General features: G+C 67.9%; 9 protein-coding genes and 5 pseudogenes. 9 read left to right on the forward strand and 5 right to left on the reverse strand.

What is annotated here, in order from left to right; translation table 11 throughout:
* Positions 1-8 precede the first annotated feature (8 nt).
* Positions 9-407, reverse strand: coding sequence for a hypothetical protein (locus MQE23_RS42790; protein ID WP_243383014.1), 399 nt, complete (start codon positions 405-407; stop codon positions 9-11).
* On the opposite strand from MQE23_RS42790, the pseudogene MQE23_RS42795 reads away from it, so the two are divergent.
* Positions 348-1,601, forward strand: a pseudogene (locus tag MQE23_RS42795) (IS701 family transposase). The gene MQE23_RS42790 and the pseudogene MQE23_RS42795 overlap by 60 nt on opposite strands.
* 43 nt (positions 1,602-1,644) lie before the next feature.
* Here MQE23_RS42795 and MQE23_RS42800 read toward each other — a convergent pair.
* Positions 1,645-2,501 (reverse strand): IS5 family transposase gene (locus MQE23_RS42800; RefSeq protein WP_243382237.1). Its coding sequence is split into 2 segments (ribosomal slippage): positions 1,645-2,166 and positions 2,169-2,501, totalling 855 coding nucleotides; the frame shifts between segments, so codons are not numbered across the junction.
* A 42-nt stretch (positions 2,502-2,543) separates the two neighbouring features.
* Between MQE23_RS42800 and MQE23_RS42805 the strand changes: the two are divergent.
* A pseudogene (locus tag MQE23_RS42805) lies at positions 2,544-2,840 on the forward strand (IS701 family transposase); the annotation flags it as partial.
* A 164-nt stretch (positions 2,841-3,004) separates the two neighbouring features.
* Here MQE23_RS42805 and MQE23_RS42810 read toward each other — a convergent pair.
* The 3 genes and pseudogenes from MQE23_RS42810 to MQE23_RS42820 form a co-directional block, all read right to left on the reverse strand.
* Positions 3,005-3,316: pseudogene (locus MQE23_RS42810) on the reverse strand (DDE endonuclease); the annotation flags it as partial.
* A pseudogene (locus MQE23_RS42815) lies at positions 3,313-3,537 on the reverse strand (winged helix-turn-helix domain-containing protein); the annotation flags it as partial. The pseudogenes MQE23_RS42810 and MQE23_RS42815, both read right to left, overlap by 4 nt.
* Before the next feature lie 475 nt (positions 3,538-4,012).
* Positions 4,013-4,153, reverse strand: a complete 141-nt coding sequence (locus MQE23_RS42820) for a hypothetical protein (RefSeq protein ID WP_243382238.1) — start codon at positions 4,151-4,153, stop codon at positions 4,013-4,015.
* Between the two features lie 111 nt (positions 4,154-4,264).
* Here MQE23_RS42820 and MQE23_RS42825 point away from each other — a divergent pair, with 111 nt between their 5' ends.
* The 7 genes and pseudogenes from MQE23_RS42825 to MQE23_RS42855 form a co-directional block, all read left to right on the forward strand.
* Positions 4,265-5,734, forward strand: a complete 1,470-nt coding sequence (locus MQE23_RS42825; protein ID WP_279345207.1) for a DUF4157 domain-containing protein — start codon at positions 4,265-4,267, stop codon at positions 5,732-5,734.
* Between the two features lie 293 nt (positions 5,735-6,027).
* On the forward strand, positions 6,028-6,660 hold the full coding sequence (locus MQE23_RS42830; protein ID WP_243382242.1) for a hypothetical protein: 633 nt from the start codon (positions 6,028-6,030) through the stop codon (positions 6,658-6,660).
* Between the two features lie 268 nt (positions 6,661-6,928).
* Positions 6,929-8,020 (forward strand): hypothetical protein, encoded by a 1,092-nt coding sequence (locus tag MQE23_RS42835; protein ID WP_243382244.1) that lies wholly within the window; start codon positions 6,929-6,931, stop codon positions 8,018-8,020.
* A complete protein-coding gene (locus MQE23_RS42840; RefSeq protein ID WP_243382246.1) occupies positions 8,017-9,255 on the forward strand; it encodes a hypothetical protein in 1,239 nt (412 codons plus the stop codon). The genes MQE23_RS42835 and MQE23_RS42840 overlap by 4 nt, the downstream gene beginning before the upstream one ends.
* Before the next feature lie 884 nt (positions 9,256-10,139).
* The gene (locus MQE23_RS42845; RefSeq protein ID WP_243382248.1) at positions 10,140-11,084 is read left to right on the forward strand and encodes an endonuclease/exonuclease/phosphatase family protein; all 945 of its coding nucleotides are present in this window, start codon (positions 10,140-10,142) and stop codon (positions 11,082-11,084) included.
* A gap of 41 nt (positions 11,085-11,125) precedes the next feature.
* Entirely contained in the window at positions 11,126-13,165 is a 2,040-nt protein-coding gene (locus MQE23_RS42850) for a S8 family serine peptidase (protein WP_243382250.1), read from the forward strand.
* 433 nt (positions 13,166-13,598) lie between these two features.
* Positions 13,599-13,907: pseudogene (locus MQE23_RS42855) on the forward strand (DDE-type integrase/transposase/recombinase); the annotation flags it as partial.
* Between the last annotated feature and the right edge of the window lie 86 nt (positions 13,908-13,993).

The following is a 13,993-nucleotide window of genomic DNA, read 5'->3' on the forward strand; positions in this document are numbered from 1 at the left end:
GTCGGTGATCAGGTCGGCACCGACCTCGTCCGCGGCGTCCGGACCGGCACACAAAACGACAGGGCCCGCTCTGCGACGGTCTGTTGCTGGGCTTCGGTCAGGGCCGGCCAGGCGGGAACAGGCCGTGCTCCGCCCGAAACGTCCGCCTCACGGTGCAGGGCGCGCATCAACGCGGCGAACTCCCTCTCGCCCAGGGCGTCTTCGGCGCTCCAGCGCTGGCCGTCGCCGCGACAGGACACCTGCCGCTGACGGGCGCGCTCGGCGCGCGCGGTGGGAGCGAAACGCACGGTCAGAGCCTCCCACCGTGGGGTGGCTGCCTCGGCCGCAGCAACGACCCGGGCTGCGTCCTGTTCGTCGACGGCGTCCGCCAGCACGTCCAGGGCGAAGAACGCCGGTGCGCTGCCCATCGAGCCGGGCGGCTGCTGCTGGGCCTGTTGTCGGACCTGCCCCGCAAGAACTGCTGGACGATCGCGGAGTGGGCCGGGGGGGCCAGCCCTCACGGTATGCAGCATCTGTTGTGCCGGGCCGTCTGGGAAGCCGATGCCGTCCGCGACGACGTTCGCGAATACGTCGTCGAGCACCTCCATGACGAGGCCGCGGTGCTCGTCGTGGACGAGACCGGCGACGTGAAGAAGGGCATGCACACCGTCGGGGTCCAGCGCCAGTACACCGGCACAGCCGGACGGATCGAGAACTCCCAGGTCGCGGTCTACCTCGTCTAAGCCGGCGCCCGGGGACACGCGGCGGTGGACCGGGAGTTGTATATCCCGCGTTCCTGGACGAGTGATCCGGATCGCTGCCGGACGGCGGGGCTCGGCGAGGACACCGTCTTCGCGACCAAGCCGGACCTGGCCCTCAGGATGATCGAACGGTTCTGGGATGCCGGACACCGCGTCGGCTGGGTCACGGGTGACGAGGTCTATGGCGGCAACCCGAGACTGCGCGCGGCGCTGGAGGAGCGCGGCATCGGCTATGTCCTTGCCGTTGCCTGCTCGGCCGAAATGGCCACGGGCGCAGGGAGGTGCCGCGCTGATGCCCTGGTGAAGAAGGTGCCGAAGCGGGCCTGGCAGAAGGTCTCGGCCGGACGCGGCGCGAAGGGACAACGGTTCTACGACTGGGCCGTCGTCGACTTCGTCGCCCCGACGCCGGGCAGCAACCAGCTCCTGATCCGACGCAACCGCACCACCGGCGAACTCGCCTATTACCGCTGCCACTCCACCGAGCCAGTCCCGCTGACTGTGCTGGTCAAAACCGCTGGTTCGAGGTGGCGTGTGGAAGAGACCTTCCAGGCCGAGAAAGGGCTGGCAGGACTCGACGAGCACCAGGTCCGCCGCTACCGCTCTTGGACCCGCTGGGTCACCCTCTCGATGCTCGCCCACGCCTTCCTCGCGGTAGTCCGTGCCGACGAACACGCCCGCAGCCCCACCCCGGACGGCCTGGTCCCGCTGTCCTGCAACGAGATCCAGCGCCTGTTCATCACGCTCACCGCGCAGCCTCGCCACGACATGGCCTACCGGCTCGGCTGGTCGCACTGGCGGCGGCTCCATCAGCAGCGATCCCTCACCAGCCATTACCGGCGACAAGCCGCATCCCCGACATGAAGATCGCGATCTACAGCTGGAGTACTAGGTCGTGTCCGCAATGTCAGGGCAGCCAGAGCTGTAGGACGGCGATGGTGACCAGGGCCTGGTAGTGGCGGGCGAGTTTGTCGTAGCGGGTGGCCAGGGCTTTGTTGTGCTTGAGCCGGTTGAAGCAGCGCTCGATCATGTTGCGCCTCCGGTAGGTCACCCGGTCGAACCCTGGGGGCCGGCCGCCGTGGCCACCGCGCCGCAGCCGGTGTTGTCGCTGGTCGGCCTTCTCGGGAATGGTGTGCGCAATGCCGCGTCTTCTCAGGTAGACACGGAAACCGCGGGAGCTGTAAGCCTTGTCTGCGATGACCTGGCCGGGGCTGCACCGGGGCCGACCCGGGCCGGTGCGGGGAACGCGGATCCGTTCCAGCAGGGGGCGTGCGCAGACGCTGTCGTGGCGTTGGCCGGGCGTCACCAGGATCGCGAGCGGGCGGCCCTTGCCGTCGCAGGCGATGTGAATCTTGGTCGTCAGCCCGCCTCGGGATCGGCCGAGGGCGTGATCGTCCGGTTCGTCCCGCCAGTGCCGCCCCCTTTTCGGCCGGTGGCGGCGGCGTGCTGGTGGGCGCGGACGATGGTGGAGTCGATCTGGACCAGCCAGTCGATGTCGCCGTCGGCATCGGCCTGGGCCTGGATCTGCTGCAGAGCCCGTGTAAAGACTCCGTCGAGTGTGTAGCGGCGGAAGCGGGTGTACACGGTCTTCCACGGCCCGTAGCGCTCCGGCAGGTCACGCCAGGAGATCCCGGTGCGGATCTTGTAGACCATCCCGTTGATGACTTGCCGGTCCTCCATGCGGGGCCGCCCCGTCGCGGCCCGGGGTATCAGCGGAGCGAGCAACTCCCACTCCTGGTCAGTGAGTTCATGACGACGTACCACGACACCATGATCTACCACCCGGATGATCTTTGAAGACGGACCCTAGTGCGGGTCGCCGGCTCCCGCTGGGCGATCGAGTCCTGCTTCCAGAGCGCGAAGAACGAGTGCGGCCTGGACCAGTACGAAGTCCGCCGCTACCCGGGCTGGTACCGGCACATCACTCTCGCGATGCTCGCCCACGCCTTCCTCGCCGCCATGCAAGCCCAGGCCCAAGACGCAAAGGGGGCCGCAGAAACGGATCTTTCCTCGTCCCGCTCAGCCTGGCAGAGATCCGCAGGCTCCTGGCGACTTGCCGCCCCAGGACAAGCCACCACCGCCAGCACACCCGTCATGCCCTGAGGTGGTCCTGCTTCCGACGCCGACACCAGGCCACCGCCATGCGCTGCCACTACAAACGCCGCACCGCCGGTCACGAACTCCCGCCACATGACAACACGTCAGCTGAGTACGCTCAGAAACCAGCCTCTGACCAGCGGCAATAGCGAAGTGCAACTGGAGTATTAGAAGACGGTGAGCCAGTCGCGGTCGGCGATGTGGCGGCGCATGTCGGCGGTGAGGTTGTCCCAGACCAGCCCAATCGGGCCGCCAAGCTGCTGATGGGCGGTCTGGATCAGGTCGCGGTAGTCCCTACAAGAGAAGCTTTTGCGCCCATCGGGCCGGGCGTCTGGGCAGGGCCGGTAGACCAGCCGCGAGGATTCGCCGGCCTTGCAGCAAACCAGGGCGGCCACCGATAAGCGGCGGCGAGAGCGGCCCCGGACGCGGACCACAGAGCTGTAGCCGCGGCGAGACCAGGTGCGGGTGGTCGGCGGCGTCATCGAGAATCCGGCCTCGTCCTCGAAGACGAGCCAGGCGTCGAGCGCCGCCACGGTCCTTCCACCTGAGGCCAGGTCTCCTTCATCCAGCCGGCCACCAGGTTCTCGTCCCGATCGATCGCTCGCAGGGCGGGGACCTGGCAGCTCCAGCCGTGTTGCTTGAGCAGGGCGGCCACCCCTTGCACGGTGTAGCTCTTGTGGAAGCGGTGCCTGATCAACGTCTTGTGTGTGTTTTCCGGACTGGGGCCCGTCTTCATTAGGCCGCGACACCACGGCCGTGACTCTCTCAAACGCTGAAGGCTCGGCGTGCCGCATTCGACAGCCGCCATGGGAGGTGCGGACTGTGGATGCTTACCCAATGCCAGTGCCCGGGATACGCTTTCGGCCTCGACGGGCCCGCGCACCCTGGGCGCTTGTGACGAGGGTAGGGCCATGAGCTTCCACATGCACCTGCGCGTCGTCCAGAAAACCGACTTCCGGCACGCCACTCCCTGTGGCTCAGGATGCCCGCGCTTTCCGGCTGTCCGTGTTCCGCCGGGTACAGGTAGTGGTTCCGGTCCTCCTCCGGCTTGTCCTCCTCCACGTGGATCCGGTGGGCCTCGGCCCAGACGTCCTGCCGCACCCCTGTCACCTGCCAGGACACCTTGATGCCCGGCTGATCGGCGCGCACGGTGAAGCGGTTGCCCTTGATCTCGCTCGTCACCGCCACCTGTGCCAGGGAGCCGATCGGCGTGAGCTGTTAGCGAAGTCGCGGTTCAGGGCTTCGAAGTAGTCCGGCAGGACGACCGTCGCCTCACCCACGTCATCGGTCTCCACCACTCCGGCGTAGAGGTTCGCCATGTCGGGGGACTCCACGAAGGAGTGGGACAGGTCTCTTGTGGGAATGCCCTGAGCGAAAGGGAGGACTAGGCTGGTTCGTAGTTCCTCAAGGGGTAGGGCATGGGGTACGGCATGCAAGAGTTCGCCGAACGGGAGACGAGGCCGCTGCCACCGGCATCCCAGAAGCCCGAAGCGGTGCGGTACGGCTTGCGCACGCGGGGCGAGGCACTGGAGCCGTCCGTACGAACCGCGATGGAGACGCGGTTCGGCGTCGACTTCTCCCGGATCCGCGTGCACACCGACGCCGCGGCGTCCGAGTCCGCGCAGGCCATGTCAGCCAGGGCCTACACGTTCGGCCATCACATCGCGTTCGCCCGCGGCCAGTACGCGGCCGGCACCGCGGCTGGTCGCCGTCTACTCGCCCATGAACTCGCGCACGCGGTCCAGCAGTCCCGGGGAACGGGAAGGCAGGCCCCGGGCGCACTCGCCGACCCGGGGCTGGAGCACGGCGCGGAGGCCGCCGCGCGCGAGGCGGAGCTGCCTGGTGGCGCGACCGTGGAGGTCGCCGGAGCCTACTCGCCGGGCGTGATGCGGCAGCCCGCCGCGAACAATCCGCTGCTGCTGCCTGCCGAAGTCGTCGAGATGCCCTGGGTGGGCAAGGGAGAGGGAACGACATCCAGCCAGCTCGGCTATCTGCGTGACTCCCAGCTCTTCTGGCAGCGCTGGAGGGACCACTACGGCACCGGCGGTGCTCTGAGCCGGAGCAACCTCGATGCCATCGCGCATGGGCGCTCGCCGGTGGTCGACGACGTGTGGGTGAGCAGGTACCCGCAACACGCGGCGTACAAGGGCCAAGTACTGGAACACCACCATGTCGGCCAAGGCGCGCTGGCGACTCCGGTACCGCACGACCTCCACGCGGCGCACTCCGTGCTTCACCCGAAACGGCAGACGGTCGGCGCACCCAACCGCCCGGTGAAGGCCATGAAGCCCCAGCCCGACCGGCCCACTACCGAGGCCGACGTGGCGCGCCACACCGCTTCGGGAAAGATCAGGGGAGAGGGTGTCACACCCACGGCACCGCCCAAGGTGGGGCCTATCCCGCCCTCGTCACCGGCCGCCGTCGCCCCCACCGCCGGACAGCCCAAGGTCGAGCTGCCGCAAGCGCTCAAACAGGCGACGGAATCCGGGGCGACGGCCGGGGTCGAGGCTCTGCCCCGGTCGGAGCCGGTGATACCGCTGCGAGCGCCGAGGGGTATGGCATCCGGAGTACGGGGCGGCGGCCTCACCCAGGCGGTGGAGGGCTTCGCGGGGCGGATGATGGCGGTCGCGTCCGTGGTGGACGTCATCCTGATGTACCGGAAAGGCGCATGGGAGACACCCGTCGGTACCTGGATCATCGATGAGCGCAAATACTTCAAACACCTGATGTTGAAGTACTACGGGCTTGATGTCGACCAGCTCGAAGGGAAGATCATCGAAGAGAACGGCGAGAAGTTCATCATCATCGACGGACTGCCGCAGGAATGGGACGAGGTGAACAAGAGAGCCAGGCCGCTACGACCGCGCTCACCGGCGGTGGACCCGGACAAAATGGCCTGATGGCGGGGCCATGACCGGCGCCGATCCCGAGCTCGGAATTCGAACTGGACGTCGTTCTGCTCGCCCTCGCACCGGAGGTCGACCCCCGGTACGAGCGGCTGTACGGCTATCTCCAGGACGACGTCAACCGCAGGCTCCCCACGGTCGGCCTCGCGCTGGACCTGCTGACGGTCACCGCGCGGGAGCGCACGCGCCGCCACTTCGGCGCGGAGGCTCCGCTGCTCGGCCGACGCGTACTGAGGCTCGAACCGGATCCGCACACCGAGGCGGCGCCCGTCGCCGACCGATTCCTCGTGCTGGACGAGCAGATCGTGGATGTCCTGCTCGACCAGGGCAGCCTCGACCGCAGGCTGACGGCCTACTGCGAGCTGCTGGCACCGCCACCGGCCCCCCTTGAGGACGAGGCGCTCTACCGCATGGTGCGCGACGCGTGGGGACGCGCACCGCTACGGCTGTACTTCCAGGGCCCGCCCGGCGCGGCACAGCGGCGCACCGCCGAAGCACTCGCCGGCGCACTCGCCGTACCCGTCCTGGCCGTTGACACCGAGGACATCCTGCATGACGACGCCGTCCTGGAACTGATCTTCCGTGAGGCGACCCTGCAAGGCGTCCTGCTCCACCTCGACGACGTCGAATCCCCCTGCACACCGGCCCTGGCCGACCGGCTGGCGGCCTACGCCGACGTCGTAACCCTGGCCGGCAGCCGACCATGGGCGCCGACCAAGCGTCGACCGCTCGGCGTGCTCACCGTGCCGTGCCCGCCCGGGGAGGCCACCCGGCGGCGCACCACCTGGCGACAGGCCCTCGCGGCGTATGGAGCCGAGGCCGCCCCCGCGGACCTCGACGCACTCGCCGTGCGGTTCCGCCCTTCACGCAGACCTACTTCGACGTGCCGGTCTTCCGTCGAGGGATATCCGTCGAGGTGAAACAGGGGCCGAACCGGATCGTCGGCGTCACGAACAACACGGACGCCGGTCTGGAAGGCGAGCTGCCGAGCCAGGAACGGATCGACTACTACCGCAGGCTCTTCCGGGACGGCGACCGGATTTCCTGGGCCGCGTCACGCACCGCGAGAACGCTGAGGCCGACGTCCCGACCGAGGTCGCGGAAGCGACAGACGTCGTCCGGCGCGCGCTCGGGCTCACCGGACCGGCCGCCAGGAGGCGAGAGGGACAGCCCGCCGCGACCAGCCTGATGAACGGGCGGTTCGTCGCCTACCGCTACCGGCCGGATCTCCGCTTCGACGGCAGATCCGGGCCCACCCGCAACGACCTTCCCCGCCCGGAAGGCGAGGAAGAAGTCCCTGAGGATGGGGCCAGGGAGGGCACCACACCGCCGTTCCCGGACATCCCCCCGGTCGACGCATCGATCGAGCCCGGACGCACCTATCTGTGCGCCGAGATGATCGTCCGGCACGCCCTTCCGGAGTACGGCGACCTGGTCTGGCTCGTCCTCGCGGAGGTGGAGACCGGATCAGTGCTCTACATCGAGTGCCAGACCTGTTTCGTCAGCGGCATGGTCTTCCGGGTCGACCCGCAGGTAGGCAGTGGCGACTTGAGCGTCACCTCCGACGACAGTGACACCATTCTGCAGAACCACGACTCCAGCGAGGTGCTCAACGATCTGGACCCGCCGGTCGCGGGGAAACAGAATCTGCGGGGCGCGTTCGTGGAAATCCAGGACGTCGAGGCACCGGACGTTGCTCCTCCCAGCCGCCCGGCGGGGTCGGACTTCAACTTCCCGCCGAGGACCGATGACTTCGCGGCCGTGAACGCCTACTACCACCAGACCCAGCTGTTCCGCAGAGTCGCCGATCTGGGCTTCCCGATAGCCAGCTACTTCGACGGGACGGACTTCCCCATCCCGATCGACCACCGCGGCACGGGCGTGGACGACATCAACGCCCACTGGTCGCCCAACGGCTTCGGCGGCACAGGCCACCAGTGCTATTCCCTGTGCGACCTCACGAACACCGCCCAGCCCCTGGGCCGATCGGTCGACCCGTGGGTGCACTGGCACGAGATGGGTGGTCACGGCACTCTCGGAGACCATGTGGGCAAGGGCACGTTCGACTTCGCACACAGCGCCGGCGACGGCCTGGCCGCTCTGCAGATGGATCCCGAGTCCGCGTTGCGGGGAACGACGGAGCGGTTCCGCTACGCCATTCCGGCGCGGGCCGCCGCGGCGCTTCGACCGCACATGGCTCTGGGGGTGGCCCCGAGGACGACAAGCAATAACAGAGCGAACAGAGCCTGGCCACCTGCCACTTCCGGATCTACCGCTTGATCGGTGGCGACCACGCGGACCTGGGAAGGCGGTTGTTCGCCTCCCGCGCCGCGACATACCTAATTCTGCGGGCCATCGGACCGCTCACCCCGCCCACCAACCCTGACAACGCCGACCTGTGGTGCGAGCAATTGCAGAAGGCGGACCTGCAGAACTGGCTGTCCGAGGGCCTGTCCGGCGGCGCCTACAACAAGGTGATTCGCTGGGCGTTCGAGAAGCAAGGATCGTACGGCGGCAAGCCACCGGCCGTCGACGTGTACATCGATGACGGGCGCGCCGGTGAGTACCAGTTCGAACCGGTGCACTGGGCCAATCAGTCCATGTGGAACAGGAACGCGCCCGACGGCCTGCCGGGACACCAGAACGCCATCGCGGGCGCAAAGAATTTCTTCTACGTGAAGGTCAAGAACCGCGGTACCTCGGCATCGGGGACAGTGACCGTCCAGGGCTACCACTGCCTGCCGGGAGCGGGGCTCACCTGGCCGGACGACTTCACGGCCATGTCACCGGCAGGGCTCACCGTACCCAGCATTCCCGCCAACGGCGCGGGGGAGGTCGTCCTCGGTCCGTTCGAATGGACACCCAACGAGAACGTCCACGGCCACGACTGCGCGCTGGTGATCGCTACCACGGCGGGCGACCCGAGCAACGTGGTGCACATCACCGGCTCGGAGTCGATCGAGGAATGGCGGCTGGTGCCCAACGACAACAACATCGGCCGGCGCAACGTCGTCGTCGTGCCCGGCGGCGCGGGGTCCGAGGCGCTGCTCGCGTCAATGGCCGACGCCGTTTTCGTCGCCGGCAACAATCTCCCGCGGCCCGTGCATATGAAGCTCAGGGTCATCATGCCCAGCGTCCTCGCGGAGAAGGGGTGGGCGCTCGACCTCGACGACGTGGTGAACGGATTCCGGCTGGAGGCGGGGGCGAAGCGCAGACTGAAGCTGCAGCTGGTGCCGGGCGAGTCCTTCACCGCCGAAGAGCTGCGACAGGCCGGGGATCACTCGATCGAGGTGGGCCTGCTGGCCTACGTAATGGAGATCGGTGGCATGCGTTACACCGTCGATCCGGGCCGGGCGAACCCGGAGAGCGGCCTGCGCGAGGCACGCGTCGCGGGCGCCCGGAGCGGTAACACGGACTTCGGCCTGCTGGAGAGCCTCGGCGTGGGGGAAGCCGACGTCACGAACGTCACGGTGAAAAAGGTCAGCCTGGACATCGAGTTCGGGCACGCCGACTGACCATGCGACAGTCACGACTGGCGACTGGGACCACCACCCGCGTCGGATAGCGCCTTCACGCAGCACTGGAACCAACGCCCGTCCGCTCGTCGTGGCGATCAGCAAGGCACGGATGCCGGTCCGGTCCCATGAAACCCACCCCGTGCACAGCACCTGGAACTACACCCTCCGCGCGACGCCGCCCGACCAGACAGCCGCACCAGCGCCTTCCCTGACAGGTCTTGGGGCCATCGGCGTGACAACGTGCGCCAGGTCTGCGCCGGAGATGCCGCAGCTGTTGCGCAGCAACTCCCGGCAGACCAATCTAGTCCGCGCTTACATCCCCGCCTCGCCACCCGCACACGACTAATGAGCAAGTTGTGTTGCGACAAACGTCAGAACCCAAGCGTCGATACCGGTCCACTTCTTTCATCCGTCGCCGGCAGTTCTGACCAGGACGGCGAGTAGTATCGCAGCCGCAATTGCTTTTCACGGATGGTTCGGCAGGTCGTTGAGATAGTGGCCGGAGGGGGTCCCAGACGGCCTACAGCGCCTGATGGACGAGGCCGATCGGGACCCCGATGCAATGCGGGACGCGGTCCGTGGCTTGGTACTGGAGAGGGCGTCTACTCAGTCGGGCGCGCAGGCTGGTCGGGGGTCGCCCTCGCGCAGCGGTTAGCCGATTCGCCCCGGACGTGGTGGGCCGACTGCGTACCCCTCACTTCCTCGCGTTGCCGCAGCGCCAGGCCAGGCGGACACTGTTGGTATGTCCCCGCGGGCCTGCCCGTGGACCGGGTCGGCGAGCGGCACAAGGTCTCGGACGCTGTCGGCCCCCTTTTACGGGTCTGCCCCTCCACCACTGGCTCCGGCGATTCCGGGGCTGCGATCCGGTCGTGGGAGGGCCCATGTCCACGACATTGCGGTTGGCGACCTTCAACGTCGAAAATCTCTTCGCCAGATGGCGGTTCAGAGACGGTTTCAACCCCGCTCACGCGAACACACGCGGCTGGGTCGTCGATCAGACCCAGTTCGAGGAGCTGGGCGTCGACGACAAGGCCATCACCGGAGCAGCCGTGCGTGAGGTCCGTGCGGATGTGCTCGCCTTCCAAGAGGTCGAGAACGTCGACACCCTCAAGCACTTCCGGGCACAAGCCCTCGGCGGGCGCACCGAGTACCCCTATGCCGCAGGTGTGGACGGCAACGATCCACGCCTCATCGACGTCGCCGTGCTGTCCAAGTTGCCCATCACTCGTATCCGCTCGCACCAGCACCTGATGGACCCCGGGAGTCCGACCGCGACGCTGTTCTCGCGGGACTGTCTTGAGGTCGATGTCGAGGTGCGGGAGAGCGAATCGAAGAGCACGACCGTGACGCTCTTCGTCAACCACTTCAAGTCCATGATGGGCGGCCGCCCTCAAACCCGTGGAAAGAGGCAGCGCCAAGCCGCCAAGGTGAAGGAACTCATCATCCAGCGCTTCGGATCCGCCTCTCCCGGAGACCATCCGTTCGTCGTCCTCGGCGACCTCAACGACTACCTCGGGCCGGACGGCAGCTCCGGCATCGACAGCCTCGTCGAGTGGGACCAGGTTGAGAACGTGGTGACCCGCCTTCCTGAGGCCGACCAGTGGACCCACTTCTTCAAGGGCGGCAACGAGTACCGGCAGCTCGACTACCTGCTCTCCTCGGCGTCCCTGGCCGAGGCATCCGTTGAGTCGGTGCCCGAAATCCTTCGCATGGGCATGCCGCTACGAGCCGACCGTTACACCGGGCCGCGGTTCCCGGGCGTCGGCATGGACAAGCCCAAGGCCTCCGACCACTGTCCCGTTGTCATCGACCTCACCATCGCCTGACAACTTCTGAGTGACAACGCTTACGGAATACGGAGCTCCAGATGGCTCGCATCACCATCAACGGCGTGACGGTCGACCCGCTGGCCCAGAGAACCGAGTTGGCCGACGCCAACCTGATCGCCGAGGACGCCTCCCAGTCCAACTACCTGCTCGTCCAGACCGACCACGTGCTCTCCCCCGAGGAGAAGGCAGAACTGGCGCAGCTGGGCGCAGTAATCCACGAGTACGTGTCGGTGAACACGTATCTGTGCGGCTACCAGCCGTCCGACCTGGCCGCGGTCCGTGACCTGCCCTTCGTGACCTGGGCGGATGTGTATCTCGAGGGTTTCAAGATCGCTCCTTCGCTGCGCGGGGAAGGTATGCGGCCCGATATCTCGGTCCTTCGAGCACCCACCGAAGCCCTGGTCCCGGGGACGCGCACGGTCGACGTCGTCCTCCACGACGATGTCGACCCGGGCTCGGACGAGGTGCGGCAGCGGATCGCGGCGGCCGCCGGGATCAGTCCCGACGACCTGTATCCGGCCCGTGACAAGCTGCGTGTGGAGGTGCCGGAGGAGTCCCTGGCGGCTCTCACGGCCATGGACGAGGTGCGGCAGATTGAAGAAGTCCCCGAGCGGAGTCTGTACGACGGCGTCGCCAGGCCGATCCTGCACGCCGACGTGCTCGTGGACGGCACCCCGCAGCAAGGCGAGGGACAGATCGTGGCGGTGGCCGACACTGGCTTCGACCTGGGCTCCACCACGAATGTGCACAGCGCATTCACCGGCCGGGTCGCCCGTCTGTATGCCCTGGGCCGGCCCACCCGGGCGGACGACCCCGACGGGCACGGCACCCACGTCGCGGGCTCCGTGCTCGGTGACGCCACGTCCGCCGCGATGGGTGGAGCCGTCCAGGGCACCGCACCCCGGGCCACCCTGGTGCTGCAGTCGCTCCTGGACCGACGCGGGAAGCTCGGCGGAATCCCCGTGGACCTTCGCGACCTCTTCACGCCTCCCTACGACAACGACGGCGCCCGCGTGCACACCAACTCCTGGGGCTCGGTGCAGCCCGGGCTGCCGTACGACCGCAGCTCGTTCGAGATCGACGACATGGTCTGGAACAACCAGGACCTCGTGATCTGCTTCGCGGCGGGCAACGACGGCAATGACCGGGACCGTGACGGCCGCGTCAACCTGGGAGACGTCGGATCGGAAGGGGCGGCCAAGAATGGCATCACCGTCGGGGCCAGCGAGAGCGGCCGCCCGGGAATCCGCTCCACCTACGGCCAACTCTGGAGCCGAGACTTTCCGGTCAACCCGATCCGCGACGACCGGCAGGCGGACAACCCCGACGGAATGGCTGCCTTCAGCAACCGCGGACCGACGCGGGAAGGCCGGATCAAGCCGGACGTCGTCGGCCCGGGCACCTCGATCCTCTCCGCACTGTCGCGTGCCGCATCAAGTCTCCCCGGCGACCCCTTCGGCGCCTCTGCGGACCCGAAGTTCTGTTTCCTGAGCGGTACGAGTATGGCCACGCCCCTGGTGGCCGGTTGCGTGGCGGTCCTGCGCGAGACCCTGGTGAAGAACGGCACCCCCCGGCCGAGCGCGGCCCTCATCAAAGCCATGCTGATCAACGGCACGGTCAAACTCCTGGGCCAGTACTCCCCGTCGGAAGCGGGCCCGTCGCCCAACAACAACTCCGGCTTCGGCCGCGTCGACCTCTCCCGCTCGGTGGTCCTCCCCGGAGACGACGCGCGTGCGGGCTTCCACGAGGGCGGCCCGCTGGACCAGGGCGAACAGAAGCTGCTGCGCATACGGATCCCGGAGCGGGACGGTGGCCCGGAGCCGACGTTCAAGGTCACGCTGGTCTGGACGGACCCTCCCGGCGCGGCTCTGCAGAACGACCTCGACCTCGTCGTGCAAGCCACCGACGGCCGGGAGCGCCACGGAAACATGGGCACGTCGGCAGGGTTCGACCGCATCAACAACGTCGAGCAGGTCGAGTGGGAGGACATCCCCACCGGAGAAATCGCGGTCATAGTCCGCGCCCACCGCATCACCCGATTCCCGCAGCCCTACGCCGTCGCGTGGCGCATTGCCTGACCGGCTACCGGCTGTCGGCCGTAGACCGCCGGGTGTCCTGAGCGGAGTCCCGCAGAGGCGGCATGTCATCGGGAGGCGTCCCGCCCGCTCCGCACGGGACGTGACGTGGCCCGCCGCGAAGCTTGATCGTGTCGGTGGGCCATGGGTCGTAGGGGCGGCCTCACCCATCCGCGCGTGGGGTGGACAGCGCGAGCGGACGTCATCGTGCCGTCGCTGGGGTACGGAGCGGCCAGTGCCGTGCAGAGCCGCTTCGAGGGGCACGCTGGGCTCGCAACCGGGAGCCGCATCTCCAGCGGGAGGCAGCCGAGTCAGTGCCTTCGCGAGCGACGCGTGCAGCAGTAGGCAGCCAGCCGCTCGGCGGGATACCAGCTCTCGGAGTGCTTCCGACCGCGAAGGGCGAGTGCGGGCGACCACTGTCAAGTCAGAGCTGAAGTACCTGTGGCGGGCCGTGGACGCCGAGGGCAACGTGCTCGACATCCTGGGGCAGAGCCGCCGGGACAAGGCTGCGGTCCGGTGCTTCTTTCGCCGCCTGATGAAGAAGACGCGTACGGTCCCGCGGGTGGTGGTCACCGACAGGCTCCGCTCCTACGGCGCCGCCCACCGCGAGGTCATGCCCTCCGTTGAACACCGCTAGCACAAGGGCCTGAACAACCGGGCGGAGAACTCTCATCAGCCCACGCGGCAGCGGGAACGCGCGATGACGGGCTTCCGCAGTACCGGCGGGGCCCAGCGGTTCCTGTCCGCGTTCAGCGGCATCTCCCCGCACTTCCGGCCGCACCGGCACCTGATGACCGTCCTTGATTGTCGAGCCGAGATGACCATCCGCTT

Origin of the sequence: Streptomyces sp. HP-A2021, assembly GCF_022807935.1 — a bacterium.
In the GTDB taxonomy this organism is placed as follows: Bacteria; Actinomycetota; Actinomycetes; order Streptomycetales; family Streptomycetaceae; genus Streptomyces; species Streptomyces afghaniensis.